Source organism: bacterium, assembly GCA_021372535.1.
In the GTDB taxonomy this organism is placed as follows: domain Bacteria; phylum Latescibacterota; class Latescibacteria; order Latescibacterales; family Latescibacteraceae; genus JAFGMP01.
Genome location: JAJFUH010000109.1, coordinates 29,661 through 45,689 on the forward strand (window position 1 = coordinate 29,661; position 16,029 = coordinate 45,689).

Annotated in this window: 31 protein-coding genes; all 31 read right to left on the reverse strand. The window is 48.3% G+C overall.

Features of this window, described 5'->3' with window-relative positions:
- Positions 1 to 5: 5 nt before the first annotated feature.
- Positions 6 to 1,013, reverse strand: a complete 1,008-nt coding sequence (locus LLG96_10235) for a DNA-directed RNA polymerase subunit alpha (GenBank protein MCE5250582.1) — start codon at positions 1,011 to 1,013, stop codon at positions 6 to 8.
- 66 nt (positions 1,014 to 1,079) lie between these two features.
- A complete protein-coding gene (rpsD, locus tag LLG96_10240) occupies positions 1,080 to 1,688 on the reverse strand; it encodes a 30S ribosomal protein S4 (protein MCE5250583.1) in 609 nt (202 codons plus the stop codon).
- 31 nt (positions 1,689 to 1,719) lie between these two features.
- Positions 1,720 to 2,109 carry a 30S ribosomal protein S11 gene (gene rpsK, locus LLG96_10245; GenBank protein MCE5250584.1) on the reverse strand — a complete coding sequence of 130 codons (390 nt, stop codon included), beginning with the start codon at positions 2,107 to 2,109 and terminating at the stop codon, positions 1,720 to 1,722.
- A 126-nt stretch (positions 2,110 to 2,235) separates the two neighbouring features.
- On the reverse strand, positions 2,236 to 2,604 hold the full coding sequence (gene rpsM / locus LLG96_10250) for a 30S ribosomal protein S13 (protein MCE5250585.1): 369 nt from the start codon (positions 2,602 to 2,604) through the stop codon (positions 2,236 to 2,238).
- Positions 2,605 to 2,706: 102 nt separating this feature from the next.
- The gene (rpmJ, locus tag LLG96_10255) at positions 2,707 to 2,820 is read right to left on the reverse strand and encodes a 50S ribosomal protein L36 (protein ID MCE5250586.1); all 114 of its coding nucleotides are present in this window, start codon (positions 2,818 to 2,820) and stop codon (positions 2,707 to 2,709) included.
- 55 nt (positions 2,821 to 2,875) lie between these two features.
- Positions 2,876 to 3,094 (reverse strand): translation initiation factor IF-1, encoded by a 219-nt coding sequence (gene infA, locus LLG96_10260; GenBank protein MCE5250587.1) that lies wholly within the window; start codon positions 3,092 to 3,094, stop codon positions 2,876 to 2,878.
- Positions 3,094 to 3,852, reverse strand: coding sequence for a type I methionyl aminopeptidase (map, locus tag LLG96_10265; protein MCE5250588.1), 759 nt, complete (start codon positions 3,850 to 3,852; stop codon positions 3,094 to 3,096). Before map ends, infA begins: the two co-directional genes overlap by 1 nt.
- Positions 3,852 to 4,412 carry an adenylate kinase gene (locus LLG96_10270; protein ID MCE5250589.1) on the reverse strand — a complete coding sequence of 187 codons (561 nt, stop codon included), beginning with the start codon at positions 4,410 to 4,412 and terminating at the stop codon, positions 3,852 to 3,854. The genes map and LLG96_10270 overlap by 1 nt, the downstream gene beginning before the upstream one ends.
- 110 nt (positions 4,413 to 4,522) lie before the next feature.
- Positions 4,523 to 5,842 (reverse strand): preprotein translocase subunit SecY, encoded by a 1,320-nt coding sequence (secY, locus tag LLG96_10275; protein MCE5250590.1) that lies wholly within the window; start codon positions 5,840 to 5,842, stop codon positions 4,523 to 4,525.
- 1 nt (position 5,843) lies between these two features.
- On the reverse strand, positions 5,844 to 6,287 hold the full coding sequence (rplO, locus tag LLG96_10280) for a 50S ribosomal protein L15 (GenBank protein ID MCE5250591.1): 444 nt from the start codon (positions 6,285 to 6,287) through the stop codon (positions 5,844 to 5,846).
- 39 nt (positions 6,288 to 6,326) lie between these two features.
- Positions 6,327 to 6,509 (reverse strand): 50S ribosomal protein L30, encoded by a 183-nt coding sequence (gene rpmD, locus LLG96_10285; protein MCE5250592.1) that lies wholly within the window; start codon positions 6,507 to 6,509, stop codon positions 6,327 to 6,329.
- 64 nt (positions 6,510 to 6,573) lie between these two features.
- The gene (rpsE, locus tag LLG96_10290; protein ID MCE5250593.1) at positions 6,574 to 7,062 is read right to left on the reverse strand and encodes a 30S ribosomal protein S5; all 489 of its coding nucleotides are present in this window, start codon (positions 7,060 to 7,062) and stop codon (positions 6,574 to 6,576) included.
- A gap of 109 nt (positions 7,063 to 7,171) precedes the next feature.
- On the reverse strand, positions 7,172 to 7,543 hold the full coding sequence (gene rplR / locus LLG96_10295) for a 50S ribosomal protein L18 (protein ID MCE5250594.1): 372 nt from the start codon (positions 7,541 to 7,543) through the stop codon (positions 7,172 to 7,174).
- A 107-nt stretch (positions 7,544 to 7,650) separates the two neighbouring features.
- Complete coding sequence (rplF, locus tag LLG96_10300) at positions 7,651 to 8,214, reverse strand: 50S ribosomal protein L6 (protein ID MCE5250595.1); 564 nt, start codon at positions 8,212 to 8,214, stop codon at positions 7,651 to 7,653.
- Positions 8,215 to 8,298: 84 nt separating this feature from the next.
- On the reverse strand, positions 8,299 to 8,697 hold the full coding sequence (rpsH, locus tag LLG96_10305; GenBank protein MCE5250596.1) for a 30S ribosomal protein S8: 399 nt from the start codon (positions 8,695 to 8,697) through the stop codon (positions 8,299 to 8,301).
- A 107-nt stretch (positions 8,698 to 8,804) separates the two neighbouring features.
- Entirely contained in the window at positions 8,805 to 8,990 is a 186-nt protein-coding gene (locus tag LLG96_10310; GenBank protein MCE5250597.1) for a type Z 30S ribosomal protein S14, read from the reverse strand.
- Between the two features lie 27 nt (positions 8,991 to 9,017).
- Positions 9,018 to 9,560 carry a 50S ribosomal protein L5 gene (gene rplE, locus LLG96_10315; protein MCE5250598.1) on the reverse strand — a complete coding sequence of 181 codons (543 nt, stop codon included), beginning with the start codon at positions 9,558 to 9,560 and terminating at the stop codon, positions 9,018 to 9,020.
- A 14-nt stretch (positions 9,561 to 9,574) separates the two neighbouring features.
- Entirely contained in the window at positions 9,575 to 9,901 is a 327-nt protein-coding gene (rplX, locus tag LLG96_10320) for a 50S ribosomal protein L24 (protein MCE5250599.1), read from the reverse strand.
- Positions 9,902 to 9,915: 14 nt separating this feature from the next.
- Positions 9,916 to 10,284, reverse strand: a complete 369-nt coding sequence (rplN, locus tag LLG96_10325; protein ID MCE5250600.1) for a 50S ribosomal protein L14 — start codon at positions 10,282 to 10,284, stop codon at positions 9,916 to 9,918.
- Between the two features lie 75 nt (positions 10,285 to 10,359).
- Positions 10,360 to 10,620 (reverse strand): 30S ribosomal protein S17, encoded by a 261-nt coding sequence (rpsQ, locus tag LLG96_10330; GenBank protein ID MCE5250601.1) that lies wholly within the window; start codon positions 10,618 to 10,620, stop codon positions 10,360 to 10,362.
- Positions 10,620 to 10,859: a 50S ribosomal protein L29 gene (gene rpmC / locus LLG96_10335; GenBank protein MCE5250602.1), complete on the reverse strand. Its 240-nt coding sequence runs from the start codon at positions 10,857 to 10,859 to the stop codon at positions 10,620 to 10,622. Before rpmC ends, rpsQ begins: the two co-directional genes overlap by 1 nt.
- Positions 10,860 to 11,282: a 50S ribosomal protein L16 gene (rplP, locus tag LLG96_10340; GenBank protein MCE5250603.1), complete on the reverse strand. Its 423-nt coding sequence runs from the start codon at positions 11,280 to 11,282 to the stop codon at positions 10,860 to 10,862.
- 92 nt (positions 11,283 to 11,374) lie between these two features.
- Entirely contained in the window at positions 11,375 to 12,022 is a 648-nt protein-coding gene (rpsC, locus tag LLG96_10345) for a 30S ribosomal protein S3 (protein ID MCE5250604.1), read from the reverse strand.
- A 14-nt stretch (positions 12,023 to 12,036) separates the two neighbouring features.
- Entirely contained in the window at positions 12,037 to 12,381 is a 345-nt protein-coding gene (rplV, locus tag LLG96_10350; GenBank protein MCE5250605.1) for a 50S ribosomal protein L22, read from the reverse strand.
- 114 nt (positions 12,382 to 12,495) lie between these two features.
- Positions 12,496 to 12,783 (reverse strand): 30S ribosomal protein S19, encoded by a 288-nt coding sequence (rpsS, locus tag LLG96_10355; GenBank protein MCE5250606.1) that lies wholly within the window; start codon positions 12,781 to 12,783, stop codon positions 12,496 to 12,498.
- A 101-nt stretch (positions 12,784 to 12,884) separates the two neighbouring features.
- Positions 12,885 to 13,709, reverse strand: a complete 825-nt coding sequence (rplB, locus tag LLG96_10360; protein ID MCE5250607.1) for a 50S ribosomal protein L2 — start codon at positions 13,707 to 13,709, stop codon at positions 12,885 to 12,887.
- Between the two features lie 98 nt (positions 13,710 to 13,807).
- Positions 13,808 to 14,098 (reverse strand): 50S ribosomal protein L23, encoded by a 291-nt coding sequence (locus LLG96_10365; GenBank protein ID MCE5250608.1) that lies wholly within the window; start codon positions 14,096 to 14,098, stop codon positions 13,808 to 13,810.
- A complete protein-coding gene (gene rplD / locus LLG96_10370) occupies positions 14,095 to 14,724 on the reverse strand; it encodes a 50S ribosomal protein L4 (protein ID MCE5250609.1) in 630 nt (209 codons plus the stop codon). The genes LLG96_10365 and rplD overlap by 4 nt, the downstream gene beginning before the upstream one ends.
- Before the next feature lie 90 nt (positions 14,725 to 14,814).
- Positions 14,815 to 15,432 (reverse strand): 50S ribosomal protein L3, encoded by a 618-nt coding sequence (rplC, locus tag LLG96_10375; protein MCE5250610.1) that lies wholly within the window; start codon positions 15,430 to 15,432, stop codon positions 14,815 to 14,817.
- A gap of 84 nt (positions 15,433 to 15,516) precedes the next feature.
- Positions 15,517 to 15,825 (reverse strand): 30S ribosomal protein S10, encoded by a 309-nt coding sequence (gene rpsJ / locus LLG96_10380; protein MCE5250611.1) that lies wholly within the window; start codon positions 15,823 to 15,825, stop codon positions 15,517 to 15,519.
- Positions 15,826 to 15,839: 14 nt separating this feature from the next.
- Positions 15,840 to 16,029: elongation factor Tu (tuf, locus tag LLG96_10385; protein MCE5250612.1), on the reverse strand; the 190-nt coding region annotated here is incomplete at its 5' end.

The following is a 16,029-nucleotide window of genomic DNA, read 5'->3' on the forward strand; positions in this document are numbered from 1 at the left end:
TATTATTACCCTGCCTTTCTGCTTTTCTGATACTTAACCAGCTCTGCATCGTATCCTGAAACATCAAGCCCGAAAGACAAACCCATATCGGTGAGAACCTCGTTGAGTTCACTGAGCGATTTACGGCCAAAATTACGGTATTTGAGCATATCGGCTTCAGTTCGGGTAACCAGGTCGCGGATACGTTTTATTCCTGCTGCCTTCAGGCAATTTGACGATCGTACGGACAATTCCATTTCTTCCACCGGCATATCGAGAAGCTGTGCGATTCTGACCTTCTCCTCATCGATGGACTCGTCCGAAACCTCTTCGAACTCCTCCTCGAAATTGATAAAGAGCTTGAGATGGTCCGTAATGATTTTTGCTGCATACGCCAGCGCATCCGCCGGCATGATGGTCTTGTTTGTAAAGATTTCAATGGTGAGTTTATCGTAATCGGTTTTGTGACCGATACGGGCGTTTCCGACTATGTAATTAACTTTACGGATCGGGCTGTATATCGAATCTATGAGAATTGTATCTACCGATTGTTCGCCTCGTGTCTTTTCATCGGCGGGAACATACCCTCTGCCGTCATTGATCACGAAATCACATACAAATTGACCATCTTTATCGATCTGGGCAATGTAGTGGTCCGGATTCATGATTTCAAATCGCGAATCCACTGCAAGATCTCCCGCAATCAGTTTATGAGGACCTTTGATATTCACCGAAAATTGAACCGGGTCGTCAGCATGAAGTTTTATATCAATTTCCTTGAGATTAAGAATAATTTCGGGAATATCCTCAACCACCCCCTGAAGCGTGGAGAATTCATGATGCACGCTTTTAAATCGTACTGAATCTAGTGCTGCTCCCTGAATAGATGATAGCAGAACACGGCGCAAGGCATTTCCGAGGGTTATACCGAAACCACGCTCGAGGGGCTGTATTTCAAATTTTCCATACGAGTCGGTCAGTGTCGCATCATCGACTTCAATGCTCTTGGGCATGTGGAGACTTTTCCATTTCATGAGGTATCACACCTTTCAAAAAGGTTATGACAATGCTATCTTGCAAGGGTAATGTATGGCTTACCCCTATTTCGAGTAGAACTCAATTACCATATTCTCATTAAGCTCTACCGGAATCATATCCCGTGACGGAACAATCGTTAACGTGAAGCTCAAGTCCGGTCTTGAAACTTCAAGAAACGTACCAGGGGTATTCGAAGTTTTACCGACAGCATCGCGGAGCTGTTGATTGTTCTGCATACTCTCGGTCACTTTAACCTTCATCCCCGGCTTGATCTGAAACGAGGGCACATTCACAACCTTACTTTCAACCATAATATGTTTATGCGTAACAAGCTGCCGTGCTTCACGGATTGTATGAGCGAAACCGGCTCTGTATACAAGATTGTCAAGACGGGTTTCGAGCATCTGAAGCAGGTTTTCGCCGGCCACACCTGATTTGGCCATCGCCTTACGGACATAGTTTCTGAACTGCTTTTCCTGAAGACCGTAGATAAAACGGAAACGTTGTTTTTCAAGGAGATGCCTGCCATAATCAGACAACTTTCGAGCACCTTTCCCGCCATGCTGACCGGGGGGATTGGGCCGTTTTTCCATGATGCGCGCCGATTTATCGGAAAGTGGTATTCCAAGCCTTCTGGATTTTTTTACAATCGGGCCTCTGTATCGTGCCATTAATAGTGCCTCCAAGATTTTTCTTGGTGTATTAAACTCTGCGCCTCTTGGGAGGTCTGCAGCCGTTATGTGGAATAGGGGTAACATCTTTTATCGCTGTAATTTCAAGACCGGCGGCCTGGAGGGAACGAACGGCGGCTTCACGGCCGACACCCGGACCTTTGACCTCGACTTCGACTTTCCTGAGACCGAGCGCTATCGCTTCCTTGGCCGAATTCTCAGCCGCAGTCTGGGCCGCAAACGGTGTCGATTTCCGTGAACCTTTAAATCCGACTTTCCCTGCGGAAGACCACGAGATAGTATTCCCGTTCATGTCGGTTATGGTAACGATCGTGTTGTTAAAAGTCGCTTGAATATGCGCCATTCCCCGCGACTCTACCTTTTTTTCCTTTTTCTTGGTCCGTTTTTTGGGAGTTGCCAAACCGGAACCTCCTGTTTGAATTATGTTTTATGAATAGTGAATCATGAATATGAACGGCTGAAAACATGATTCGTCACCGTTTATCATCCCTCATGGTTCATGCTTCAGTATTCATCACCTGATATGCTACTTTTTCTTACCCGCCACAGTCCGCTTCGGGCCTTTTCTCGTACGCGCATTTGTCTTGGTCCGCTGACCATGAACAGGCAGCCCGCGGCGATGTCTCAAACCGCGGTAGGAACCGATATCCATGAGCCTCTTGATGTTCATCGTGATCTCAGTCCGAAGCTCGCCTTCAACCGTGTAATCACCCTCGATAACATGGCGGAGCTGATTGATCTGTTCCTCGGTGAGATTCATTACCCGCGAATCATCAGGAATATTGGCCTTCGAGCATATTTCTCTCGCCAGCGCATGACCTATCCCGAATATCCGGGTAAGCGCTATTTCCGTCCTTTTTTCCCTTGGCAGGTCCACTCCTGCAATTCTTGCCACGTGCAATACCTCCAAACATATGATTATGAAGGTTGAAGCCTGAAGAATGATACATGGCCGAAGCCATTCACCCTTGTGCCTCACACCTCATGCGTATATGGTCTACCCCTGTCTCTGCTTATGCCGGGGGTTGGTGCAGATAACGCGCAATACTCCCTTGCGTTTAATGAGCTTGCACTGATTGCACCGCTTTTTCACAGATGCTTTTACTTTCATACTCTCACATCCTCTATGCTATACTTTGGTATGGTGAATCACCGTTAACACCACATCACTTGTGCCGATACGTAATCCGTCCCCTCGAAAGGTCATACACAGAAAGCTCTACTGTTACCTTGTCTCCCGGCAGTATCTTGATAAAATGCATCCTCATCTTTCCGGAAATATGAGACAGAATAACATGCCCGTTCTCAAGCTTGACCTTGAACATTGCATTAGGCAGAGACTCAACAACTACACCTTCCGCAGTTATTGTGTCGTCTTTCGCCATTATCGCTCCTCATCCATGAGTGTCAGTATTTCAGCATATCCGTCACGGATAACGCATGTATTCTCATAATGCGCCGACAGTTTCCTGTCTGCTGTTATAAAAGTCCAGTCATTGTCCAGAACCTCGACAGCCCAGTCGCCCATGTTGACCATGGGCTCTATAGCAAGTATCATGCCCGGCTTGAGCATCTGCCCGGAACCCTGATGACCGAAATTGGGCACCTGCGGGTCTTCATGAAGATGACGGCCGATGCCATGCCCGACAAGGTCCCGTACGACAGAATATCCATGCAGTTCCGCATATGCCTGAATCGCATGGCCGATATCCCCGACACGGTTTCCGGCGACTGCCTTGCCGACACCTTTAAAAAAAGCTTCCCGGGTCGTTTTTACAAGCGCCTCGGCCTCGGCAGATATCTTCCCGACAGGATACGAACGAGCCATATCACCGTAAAAACCGTTCAGATAGGTACCGATATCGAGTTTAACAAGGTCGCCTTCCCTGAGAACACGGTCACCTGGAATTCCGTGTACAACCTCTTCATTGACAGAGACACAGATCGCTCCCGGAAATCCGTTGTATCCCAGAAAGGCCGCTTTTGCACCGTGTTGTTCTATGAATCCCCTCGTTTTTTCTTCAATCTCACGGGTTGTCACACCCGGTTTTATCTCTTTACCGGCTTCTTCCATCGTTTCCGCGGCAAGACGGCATACAGACCGCATATGAGCTATGTCTTCTTCTGAACGTATATGGATCATCACCCGAGAACTGCCTTTATCCTGTCAAAAATCTCTTCAACCGTCCCGACACCGTCAACCGATTTGAGAATTCCAAGTTTCTTGTAGTAATCCTTGAGCGGTTCTGTCTGCGTATAATAGACTCCCAGCCGCTTCTGGATTGTTTCACGGTTATCATCGGGCCTGCCTTCGATTTCGGCGCGTTTGAGCAGGCGATCGACGACTATCTTATCGGGCACATCAACCGAGACAACGGCATCCAGACCTGTGTTACGAGCCTTGAGCAGCCGGTCAAGACCCTCGGCCTGAGCAATCGTCCTCGGAAAACCATCGAAAAGGAATCCGTTTTTCATGGACGGCATATCGAGCCGTTCATCAATGATACCCAGGATGATATCATCCGGAAGAAGCTTCCCCGCATCCATGAACTCTGCGGCCTTTTTTCCGAGTTCCGTGCCGGAAGACCTCGCCTCGCGAAGAATCTCGCCGGTCGAAACATGCGGTATTGTATAATGTTCCTTCAATTTCGCCGCCTGAGTGCCTTTTCCGGCTCCGGGGCCGCCAAGAAGTACCAGTCTCACCGGTTAATCCTTTCTCCATGACCTGTTACCGGCCTTTTCTTCATACCGGTAACCACCACATTATAAAATTTTCCTCAACGTTCGATCGAATCCGGGTTCTTGTCGCCGTTTTAACGACGGCCCCGTACTTTTGCACCTTTCAGCAGACCCTCGTAATGACGCTCCACCATCTTCGCCTCGATCTGCTGCAGAGTATCGAGCGCAACACCGACAACAATCAGAAGACCGGTGCCTCCGAAGAACGATGCAAACTGATAATTCACCTTACCGAATCTGATCAGGAAGTACGGCATTATCGCAATAAGCGCAAGGAAAATCGATCCGGGGAGTGTAATCCTCGTAAGGATTTTATCGATATGCTCCGCCGTTTTCTTTCCGGGGGGTTTCTGCGGAATCACCGCGCCATACTTCTTGAGATTGTCGGCAAGGTCAACAGGGTTGAACACAATCGCCGTATAGAAATACGTGAAAAAGATGATCAGCAGTCCGTAGAAAATCCAGTACACCGGATGAGTCATCTGGAAATAGGACTGTAACCATCTGAAAAATTCCAGCGGTACCAGCGTGGCAACCGTGCTCGGAACAAACATGATCGCCTGTGCAAAAATGATGGGTATAACTCCCGCCGTATTGACACGCATGGGAATATAGGTCGACTGGCCGCCATATATCTTGCGTCCGATGACCTTCTTGGGATACTGCACCCTGATTCTGCGCTGGGCCTGTGTCAGCACCACAACGGCCGCAACAACAATGACCATGAATACCAGGAGTATGATGAAGGTGAAAATATTCATGGTCCCGGCCATCAACTCCCTGATCTGAAGACTGAATGCATTCGGGAGACGGTCGACAATACCGAAAAAGATGATAAGCGAGATACCGTTTCCGATACCGTGCTCGGTCATCTGTTCTCCAACCCACATGAGGAATACGGTTCCCGCTACAATGGTTATCATCGCAAGGAGTATGAAATTGACTCCCGGATTGGGTACAACCATCATTCCGCCGCCTATCTGTACGCTCTCAAGCCACTTGGCAATACCAAATCCCTGGGCAGCAGCCAGAACCACGGTTCCGTACCGGGTGTACTGGTTGATTTTCTTGCGTCCTTCTTCGCCTTCCTTGGACAGTCGCTGAAAAAACGGTACAACCGAGCCGAGAAGCTGGATAATAATAGACGCTGAAATGTAGGGCATGATACCGAGGGCGAAAATGGTCATCTTGCTGAATGCGCCGCCCACGAACATATCATATAATCCCATGAGGGTATTGCTCATATTGCTCATGTAAGCCATGAGCGCCTGGGCATTAATGCCAGGAATGGTAATGACTCCCCCGATCCGGAACACAATACACATGAGAAGAACAAATGTCAGGCGTTTCCTGAGATCGGGGATCTTGTACAAACTGTTCAATGATCCTACCACGTCACATTTCCTCTACGGTTCCGCCTGCGTTCACGATCTTCTCTTTTGCAGACCGGCTAAACGCATGAGCCTTGATTGTCAATGCCTTCCCGAGTTCGCCTACACCTAGAATCTTAACTTTTGCACCGGCCTTCTTGACAAGACCCGCCGATCGTAATATTTCCGGGGTAATCTCGCCTTCAAGGTTTTTTCTCACGATATCGGATAAATTCACAATTTCGTAAGTTTTCCTGAACAGGTTGAAAAAACCTTTTTTTGGTACTCTGCGGATAAGCGGCATCTGGCCGCCTTCAAACCCGGGCCGGACTTTCCCGCCGGAGAGGGCTTTCTGCCCTTTATGGCCCCTGCCGGCTGTACCACCCTGACCGGTACCTCTTCCCATCCCGCGCCGTTTCGTCGGTCTTGAGGTGGCTTTCTTCGGAACCTTTAATTCATTAAGTTTCACAACAGCCCTCGCTCGTTTTATCCATTATATGTTAATATATTATTCCACTTCCGTAACATCGAGAAGGTGACCGATCTTGTTGATCATGCCCCTGATCTGCGGTGTGTCGTTATGCGTGACAACAAGTCCCATTCTGGTAATACCCAGGGCGACAAGCGTCTCCCGCTGATCGTATTTCCTCCCGATATGCGAACGAACCTGCTTTATCTGAAGTTTACCCATTACGTTCCCTTTCAGCAGTCAGCCAGCCGGATAAATAAAATCGGAAAGTACAGACTGACAGATGTTAACGAATCTTATTAACCGGCAAATCACGGATCTTTGAAACCGAATATACATCGGTGAGCTCAAGCAAACCCTTCATGGTAGCCTTCACGACATTATGAGGATTCGGCGAACCGAGCGATTTTGCCAGAATATTGATAATTCCCGCCGGTTCAAGGACAGCCCGCACAGTACCGCCGGCGATGAGTCCCGTTCCCGGAGCCGCAGGTTTGAGCAGAACCCGGGCCGCTGAATACTTGGCTTCGATGATATGAGGTATCGTCCCGTTTTCAACGGGTACGGAAACCATGTTCTTCTTGGCGTTTTCTGTTCCCTTGCGTATGGCTTCAGATACTTCAGACGCCTTACCAAGACCGACTCCGACCTTTCCCTTGCCATCACCGACCGAAACAAGTGCGCTGAACGAAAAGCGACGGCCACCCTTGACAACTTTTGCGACGCGGTTAATATGAATTACGTTTTCCAGTAATTCGGTCTCTTCTGTTTGCATCCTTGCCAAGACGAGTACTCTCCTTCTTTATAAGGATTCAGGATAAACACATGTTGAATGACGTTTTACCAGCAAAAACGCTTTCTGGCGTTTATCCTCCGTGTATACACTAAAAATTCAGTCCCCCCTCACGTGCGCCGTCAGCAACTGCCTTTATGCGTCCGTGATAGAGGTATCCCGATCTGTCAAAAACAATGTTGATGATCCCTTTTTCTTTCGCTTTTTCGGCAACAAGTTTACCGACAGCTTTGGCATAACCAGTTTTCCCGCCCGTAACCGTCTGTCCCTTCATCTCGGGGCTCTTTGTTGAAACGCCAAGGAGCGAAACACCTTTTGTATCGTCGATCAGTTGAACGTAAATATTGGTCAGACTCCTGAAAATAGCCAATCGCGGCCTTTCAGGTGTCCCCTGTATTTTACGTCTGATTCGGTGTGCCCGTTTTTCACGGGGGTCCATTTTCACTTTCTTTGGATGCTTCATCGCTTTATGAAACTCCGTTTTTTTATCATTGAATGTTCACAGCAGCATAGAACCGGCGAGCCTGCACGATTGAATCAGCCCGCAGGCTGACAGAGCTGTAAACCACATTAACCGGCAGCCTTCCCCGCTTTTCTGCGCACATACTCGCCACGGTACCGTATTCCCTTGCCCTTATACGGCTCGGGCGGCTTCAAGGCATGAATCTCGGCGGAGACATCACCGACAAGCTGCTTATCAATCCCCGTAACTTTTATCACATGGATTGTCTGCCCCTCAAGAGACTCCTGAGCCACCTCAAACGAAATTCCATGAGGGGGTGTCATTACGACCGGGTGTGAATGCCCGACCTGAATATCCAGGTTCTTTCCTTTAAGCAGCGCACGGTATCCAACACCACGAATCTCAAGTTCCTTTGTCCATTGCTTATGGAGACCTTTTACCGCATTGGAGATGAGAGCTCTTGTCAACCCCCACAGTGCGCTGTTCTTGTCCGTTTTCGAAACAGGTGCAACCGTAACAGTTTTACGATCCTCCGAAACTTTTACTTCAACAGCCTCGGAAAACGGCACCTTCAGTTCTCCCTTCGAGCTTTTTGCCGTAAACATCTGGCCGGTGATATTCACCGTAACTCCGTCAGGGACCTTTATCGGTTGTTTGCCAATTCGTGACACAGTATTCTTCCTTTGATTTACTCTTGACGATTGACGATTACCGGTGCCGGTTCGCCAGTCGCATTTCGTACGTCGTCATGTAATTCACCAGATAAAGCAGATAACTTCGCCGCCGACACCTTTTTTACGGGCATCACGATCAGTCATCACACCACTCGATGTGGATACAATTGCAACCCCGAGACCGTTTAATACCCTCGGGAGTTCACTGGCACGGGAATATCTCCTCAACCCCGGTTTCGAAACCCGTGTAATTCCTCGTATCGTGGGCTTCTCGTTCTTTCCGTATCTGAGGTATATTCTCAGTATTCCCTGCTTGTTATCTTCGGTGTATGTATACCGATCGATGAAATGCTCTTCAGCAAGAATTCGTGCAAGGTCCTTCTTCAACTTGGAAGCAGGCAGATCTATCCACTTTTTCCGTGCGTGGGAACCATTTCGAATCCGTGTAAGCATATCAGCGACAGGGTCTGTCATACCCATTGAAACGCTCCTCGTTCACTTATGTACATTCTATATAGTGGTTTTGTTTATGGTACTTTCTCCGTAGCTATCCAAACAAAACATCCACTACGAAGGACGAAATTATATTACCAGCTTGCTTTTGTTATTCCGGGAATATCTCCCCGAAGGGACAACTCACGGAAACAGATTCTGCAAATTCCGAATTCCCGCATGTATCCTCTGGCCCTTCCGCATCGAAAGCACCGGGTGTATGCTCGCACCCGAAATTTCGGTTTTCTCTTCTGCTTCACGATCATTGATTTCTTTGCCACAGAAGCATGCCCTCCCGAAGTGATGTATTAATCCCTGAACGGCATTCCGAAGTGCCTCAACAGTGCCTTGGCTTCCTCGTCATTCTTCGCCGTCGTAACGAAGGTTATATCCATTCCACGTGTTTTGTCAATCTTATCGAAATCGATCTCAGGGAATATAATCTGCTCCTTTATACCGAGCGTATAATTCCCGCGTCCGTCAAACGAACGTCCCGGAACTCCACGGAAATCTCTGATTCTCGGAATCGCAAAGGATAAAAGCCTGTCCAGAAACTCGAACATCCGGTCTCTGCGCAACGTCACCTTGCAGCCCACCGGCATCCCTGCCCTCAATTTGAAGTTCGATATCGATTTCTTCGCCCGCCTTATGACCGGCTTCTGTCCTGTAACCACGGTCATATCCTCAACAGCCCCGTCAAGATTCTTTATATCCTGTACAGCTTCTCCGACACCAATATTCACAATAATCTTGGTCAGCCGCGGAATCTGCATCGGGCTCTTGTATTGAAACTCCTTCAGAAGAGCGGGGGCAATTTCATCTGTATACATCTGTTTCATTCTCGGCGCCATACAGTCCACCTCTTCTACTTCGCTGATCCGGTGATCATCTCACCGCATTTCCTACATGCTCTCGACTTACGACCATCCGAGAGTATAATCGTTTTTGTCTTAACGCCTTCGTTGCACTTGCTGCAGATAACCATGAGATTGGTCATGTGCACCGGCGCTTCTTTCTCGATAATCCCTCCCTGGGGATTGACCCGGGAAGGTTTCTGGTGACGTTTTACAAAATTGATTCCCTCTACGATTGCCCGTTCTTTCGCCGTATCGACCTTGAGCACAAGACCCTCTTTTCCACGGTCCTCGCCGGTCAACACAATTACTCGATCACCCTTTTGTATTTTTTTCATAGTATCACCACTTCTCACAATACCTCGCTCGCAAGCGAGATAATTTTCATATACTGTTTTTCACGAAGTTCACGCGCCACCGGTCCGAAGATACGGGTTCCTTTCGGTTCCTTCTGCGCATCAATGATCACAGCAGCATTGTCATCGAACTTTATGTAAGAACCGTCTTTACGCCTTATGGCTTTCTTGGTGCGGACTATCACCGCTCTGGCAACTTCACCTTTTTTCAACTGCCCGTTCGGCGCTGCATCTTTAACGGAACAGACAATGATATCACCAATACTGGCATATTTACGGCGTGTGCCTCCAAGTACCCGGAAACACATGACGCGCCGGGCACCGGTGTTGTCCGCCACATTAAGTATTGAATATTCCCTGATCATTCGACCACTCCACAAGCATCGTACGTTTGACGATTCCCATAAAATCAAAAACCGTCCCCGTACTTCATAAACCGTTTACTTGGCCCGTTCGATTATTTTCGTGAGCCGCCAGTGTTTTGTTTTCGATAGGGGCCTAGTCTCCATTACCTCGACAAGATCTCCCGATTTCGCCTCATTCTTTTCATCATGGGCCATAAATTTTTTCTTGGTTTTTACAACACGGCCGTACACAGGGTGACGGTATGTGCGCTCAACAGTAACCGTAATGGTCTTCTCGCGGACATCACTCGTTACCCTTCCCGACCTGATTTTACGTTTTCCTCTTTCAGCTTCCATTATTTTTCCTCCCCGCCGGCCGCAACCTTCGACTCCACAAGGGTATGAATACCGAGCTCATGTTCCCTGATAATGGTTTTCAATCTGGCAATATCATGCTTTGTTGCCCTGATCATTGATGATTTTTCAAGCTGGGATGTTACCAGCTGAAATCTCAGGGTCCTCAGGTTTTCCTGAGCGGCCAGAAGGTCGTTTTTCACTTCTGCCAAGGTTTTATCTCGAATATCATGCGGCTTCATTTATCCTTCTCCATATTCCTTCCGGATTACAAACTTGGTCTTTATCGCGAGTTTGTGCCCCGCCAGTCGCATGGCTTCCCGTGCGATACTTTCATCGACACCTTCCATCTCGAACAGAACTAATCCGGGCTTGACAGGTGCCACCCAGTGATCCGGCGCGCCTTTCCCTTTGCCCATACGGGTTTCCGCAGGTTTGACCGTCACCGGCTTCGATGGAAAAATCCTGATCCAGACTTTTCCGCTTCTTTTTACATGCCTCGTTATGGCAACACGGGCCGCTTCGATCTGACGGTCGGTTATCCATCCGGGCTCCATCGCCGCAAGTCCATACTCACCAAAGGAAATCGTGCGGCCACGGTATGCAAGACCTCTCATGCGACCCCGCTGTTCCTTACGGTGTTTGACTCGTTTTGGCATTAACATGATCTGTATCCTCTATGTTAAAATTGGTAGAACATTATATGCTGTAACAATAAACCTTTATCGGCGTCCGGATATCCGGCCGGAATTCAGCATTACTTTGATATTCCGTGCGTATCCAGAACTTCGCCTTTGGATATCCACACCTTGATGCCAATCGTTCCGTACGTCGTGTAGGATATGGCGGTCGCATAGTCGATGTCTGCCCTGAGCGTATGAAGCGGCACACGTCCGACAAGATATCCTTCTTTTCGCGCCATTTCGGCTCCGCCGAGACGACCGGAGCAGGCAACGCGGATTCCTTCGGCGCCAAGACGCATCGCGGAGGTTACCGCTTTCTTCATTGCGCGCCGGAAACTGACCCGCTGTTCGAGCTGACGGGCAATACCTTCAGCCACGAGTTTCGCTTCCATTTCGGGGTGTTTGACCTCAACGATGTTTATGAATACATCCTTTTTTGTCAGGAGCTTCAGCTCATCCCTCAGTTTATCGACCTCCAACCCTTTACGTCCGATAACAATACCGGGACGAGCAGTAAATATATTCACAGTAACCTGATTCGAAGTACGCCGTTCGATCTCTATCTTGGAAACACCGGCACGAGCCAGACGTTTCGTCACATACTTCCTCAGCATTATGTCTTCCTGGAGATTTTCTTCAAAATCCCGATGACTGAACCACCGTGAATTCCATGTTCTGGATATCCCGAGCCTTAATCCCAAGGGATGAGTTTTTTGTCCCAAATTCTTAACCCCCTTTATTCTTCAGAAGTTACCACGATTTTCACATGGCAGGTTCTTTTCCGTATCCTGTATGCTCTCCCCATCGCCCGTGCCTGAATCCTTTTCATCATGGGACCATCATTGCACAATGCCTCGGTAATCGTGAGAGTATTTGGATCATGCAGTTTATCGCCATATATATTTACCGCATTTGCAACAGCTGATCTCACAACCTTCTCGAGGGTGAAAGCACTCTTTTTCCGCGTAAAACGGAGAACATTGATGGCTTCCTCAACATTCCTGCCCCGCACAAGATCCATGACCTGCCTCATCTTGCGGGCAGAACCTCTTACAAATTGAGCTTTTGCAACAGCTTCCATGTTCCACATCCTTTATGAGCTCTGAGCGTTCAGCAATCAGCTTCTTACGGTTATCCGGTACATCCGCAATTCCGCATCACGTAACCTGCAGCCGTAAACCGATCGCCGTCCGCTTTATTTAAGCGATATGGCGCGTTCTACGAGCTTGCCGCCGTGACCACGGTATGTTCGGGTTGGGGCAAATTCCCCGAGTTTGTGCCCAACCATGTTCTCAGTGATATAAACAGGTACGAACTTGTTCCCGTTATGCACCGCTATCGTGTGACCAATAAACTCGGGTGTTATTGTCGAACGCCTGGACCATGTCTTTATGACTTTCTTTTCATTCCGTTTGTTGAGATCATTGATCTTCTTCATGATATGATCGTCTACAAATGGTCCTTTCTTTACCGACCGCGCCACTTTATATACCTCTGTCCTGGTTTATGGTTTATTGTTTTGGTTAATGGCTGATCATATAATGCTGTTCGGCCTTAAACCGGTATCAATGAATTACCGTACGGTTACTTCCTGCGTTTTACAATGACCTTATCGGACGCTTTTTTCAGTTTACGGGTCTTGTACCCCTTGGTCGGCACACCCCATGGAGTCACCGGATGACGGCCTCCTGAGGTTTTACCTTCTCCTCCGCCATGCGGATGGTCATGGGGGTTCATCGCCACACCACGAACTTTGGGACGTTTTCCGACCCAACGCGATTTGCCCGCTTTTCCCCAGCTCTCATTCGAATGTTCGAGATTCCCGACCTGCCCGATGGTTGCCATGCAGTCCTCATTGAACATGCGCATTTCGGATGACGGGAGTTTCAGCGTCACCTTACCTGCGTCACGGGCCATAACCTGGCACGACACACCTGCGCTGCGGGCAAACTGGGCGCCCTTCCCCGGCTTCAGCTCAATGGCATGCACCATGGACCCGAGGGGTATTTTCGCCAGGGGAAGTGAATTACCCGTACGGATTTCGGCATTCGGCCCGCTCATCAGGGTATCACCCGGATTCAGACCATCGGGAGCCAGTATATACCGTTTCTCACCGTCGGCATAAAGCAGAAGCGCTATACGCGCCGAACGGTTCGGGTCATACTGTACGGAATCGACTTTTGCTATGATGCCATACTTTTCACGTTTAAAATCGATAATACGATAAAACCGCTTATGCCCCCCACCGCGCCTGCGAACGGTTATCCGGCCATACGAGTTTCTTCCGCCGGAACTCTTGAGCGGAGCAAGGAGAGATTTTTCAGGAACAGTAGACGTTATCTCCTTAAAATCGGACGTCGTCATGTACCGCCGCGACGGTGTTACCGGTTTGTATGTCTTAACACCCATAATAAAATCCTTATGTGATGCGCTATCTTGGATTTACGATTTTATTTCCTGTTATTGACGGAAATAATCATCTCCCGTAAATCACCCTGTGAACGTTATCAGACCCCTTCAAAAAACTCGATGGAATCGCCTTGCTTAAGCTCGACAACAGCCCGTTTCCAGTCGGGTCTTTTCCCGAAGAACCTGCCGCGGGACCTTATTTTACCGTGTGTTATGTATGTTTTTACGCTTTCGACAGTCACCCCGAAGAGTTCTTCGACAGCTTTTTTTATCTCGATTTTATTGCAGTCCCGCACAACCTCGAATACGTATTTATTCGACTTATCCTTAAGCCTCGTGGCTTTCTCGGTAATAATGGGCTTCCGTATGATATTTTTCATGCTTTTCATCCCTGGAAAACCTCCTTTACCTTCTCAACCGCTGATTTCGTAAAGAGAAGGAAATCCGAATTCATGAGATCGTAGGTATTTGCGTTTTCTGCGATTTCCAGGTTCAGGCGCGGTATGTTCTGTGAAGATTTATGGAGAGTATCATCTTTTCCGACCATGAGGAATATGGTTTTTTCACCTGCGATACCGAGCGCTTTAAGCATACCGACGAATTCTTTAGTTTTCGGGCTTTCCAGCGTGAAATCCTCGACAATTTTAATCCTGTCTTCCTGCGCCTTCATGCTGTATGCACTCTTGAGGGCAAGCCGTCGCATTTTTTTGTTAACCTTCTGGGAGTACGAATGGGGTTTTGGTCCGAATGCAATACCTCCACCAACCCATAACGGAGAATTTGCACTTCCCGCACGTGCACGGCCGGTTCCCTTCTGACGAAAAGGCTTGGATTTCGTTACATCAACCTCGCTCCGTGTTTTGGTCGAAGCATTCCCCTGCCGTTTGTTGGCGAGGTACGCTTTTATAACCTGGTAGAGCACAGTCGCATTCGGCTCTATCCCGAAAATCTCCTCGGGCAGCTCCATGGTTCCCGCTTCACTACCGTCTTTTCTGTAAACCGTAACCGTTTTCATTATATTTTACCCTTACATCATAACAAGGATTGTAATTCACGATTTACTGGTCCATTATTCTATCGATTATACCATGCTGATCGTAAATTATTAAACCTGCTTAGTCACAAAAATAATACCTTTTCTCGGCCCGGGTACTGCACCCTTGACAAAAATCACGTTGTTTTCGGGATCGACGACAAGAACTTCCAGCCCCTTAACCGTATTCTTTACAGCGCCATAGTGCCCGGGAAGCTTCTTACCCTTGAAAATTCTTGAAGGATCCGATGAACCTCCCATTGAGCCCGGGATTCTCTTGGCACGGCATCCGTGAGTATCATCGCCGCCCTTGAATCTGTGACGTTTGGTGACACCCGCAAAACCGCGACCCTTCATTGTACCGCTGACTATCACCGTATCACCGACCGCGAAAACATCAGCTTTGAGAACAGACCCGGCAAGGTAATCAGCAATATTGTTTACCCGAAACTCGCTCAATACCTTGACACCGGGCAGTCCGAGCTTCGAAACAATTCCTTTAATGGGCTTAGACACTTTCCTGGATTCCCAGAATCCGAGCTTCACGGCATTGTACCTGTCTTTTCCTTCAGCGGTTTTCACCTGGACAACAGGACAGGGACCGACCTCAAGAACAGTAGCCGGACATATTTCGCCGTTCTCCTTGTAAATCTGGGTCATTCCGATTTTTCTTCCGATAAGTCCAATCATATTTTACTCCGTAATAGCGGCCAGTCCTCAGCGGTCAGCATCCATATCAGCTTTCTGAAACCTGAAGCTGACGGCTCAAAAGTATCAAACCTGTATTTCTATGTCAACTCCGGCCGGAAGGTCGAGTTTCATGAGTGAATCCACTGTCTGTGGATTGGAATCATAAATGTCGATAAGACGTTTATGTATCCTGCGCTCAAACTGCTCTCTCGATTTCTTATCAATAAAAGGGCTTCGAAGAACCGTATATATCGTCCTCTTTGTCGGAAGAGGTACCGGTCCCGAAATCCTCGCTCCGGTGCGTTTAGCCGTTCTCACAATCTCATCGCTCGAATGATCGAGTGATGCATGATCGTAAGCTTTTAATTTTATTCTGATTTTCTGACCAGCCACAGAACGATCTCCTGTTATTCAATAATTTGTGTGACCACACCGGCGCCGATCGTCCTTCCGCCTTCGCGGATAGCGAATCGAAGCCCTTCGTTCATAGCAATCGGGGTAATCAGCTCACCATAGATTTCGATACTGTCTCCCGGAATCACCATCTCGACTCCCTCGGGCAGATTCAGTATCCCCGTCACATCTGTCGTGCGGAAA

Coding starts and splice junctions, on each gene's coding strand:
- rplN (MCE5250600.1), bottom strand. CDS start 10,284: ATGATCAGGGAATATTCAATACTTAATGTGGCGGACAACACCGGTGCC.
- rpsD (MCE5250583.1), bottom strand. CDS start 1,688: ATGGCACGATACAGAGGCCCGATTGTAAAAAAATCCAGAAGGCTTGGA.
- rplV (MCE5250605.1), bottom strand. CDS start 12,381: ATGGAAGCTGTTGCAAAAGCTCAATTTGTAAGAGGTTCTGCCCGCAAG.
- rplR (MCE5250594.1), bottom strand. CDS start 7,543: ATGAAGCATCCAAAGAAAGTGAAAATGGACCCCCGTGAAAAACGGGCA.
- rpsH (MCE5250596.1), bottom strand. CDS start 8,697: ATGGGTATGACAGACCCTGTCGCTGATATGCTTACACGGATTCGAAAT.
- rplP (MCE5250603.1), bottom strand. CDS start 11,282: ATGTTAATGCCAAAACGAGTCAAACACCGTAAGGAACAGCGGGGTCGC.
- rpsE (MCE5250593.1), bottom strand. CDS start 7,062: ATGCAAACAGAAGAGACCGAATTACTGGAAAACGTAATTCATATTAAC.
- rplE (MCE5250598.1), bottom strand. CDS start 9,560: ATGGCGCCGAGAATGAAACAGATGTATACAGATGAAATTGCCCCCGCT.
- rpmJ (MCE5250586.1), bottom strand. CDS start 2,820: ATGAAAGTAAAAGCATCTGTGAAAAAGCGGTGCAATCAGTGCAAGCTC.
- rplC (MCE5250610.1), bottom strand. CDS start 15,432: ATGATTGGACTTATCGGAAGAAAAATCGGAATGACCCAGATTTACAAG.
- LLG96_10365 (MCE5250608.1), bottom strand. CDS start 14,098: ATGAAAAGCATGAAAAATATCATACGGAAGCCCATTATTACCGAGAAA.
- infA (MCE5250587.1), bottom strand. CDS start 3,094: ATGGCGAAAGACGACACAATAACTGCGGAAGGTGTAGTTGTTGAGTCT.
- rplB (MCE5250607.1), bottom strand. CDS start 13,709: ATGGGTGTTAAGACATACAAACCGGTAACACCGTCGCGGCGGTACATG.
- rplX (MCE5250599.1), bottom strand. CDS start 9,901: ATGAAAAAAATACAAAAGGGTGATCGAGTAATTGTGTTGACCGGCGAG.
- map (MCE5250588.1), bottom strand. CDS start 3,852: ATGATCCATATACGTTCAGAAGAAGACATAGCTCATATGCGGTCTGTA.
- LLG96_10235 (MCE5250582.1), bottom strand. CDS start 1,013: ATGAAATGGAAAAGTCTCCACATGCCCAAGAGCATTGAAGTCGATGAT.
- rpmD (MCE5250592.1), bottom strand. CDS start 6,509: ATGGGTAAACTTCAGATAAAGCAGGTTCGTTCGCATATCGGGAGGAAA.
- rpmC (MCE5250602.1), bottom strand. CDS start 10,859: ATGAAGCCGCATGATATTCGAGATAAAACCTTGGCAGAAGTGAAAAAC.
- rpsQ (MCE5250601.1), bottom strand. CDS start 10,620: ATGGAAGCTGAAAGAGGAAAACGTAAAATCAGGTCGGGAAGGGTAACG.
- rplD (MCE5250609.1), bottom strand. CDS start 14,724: ATGAAAACGGTTACGGTTTACAGAAAAGACGGTAGTGAAGCGGGAACC.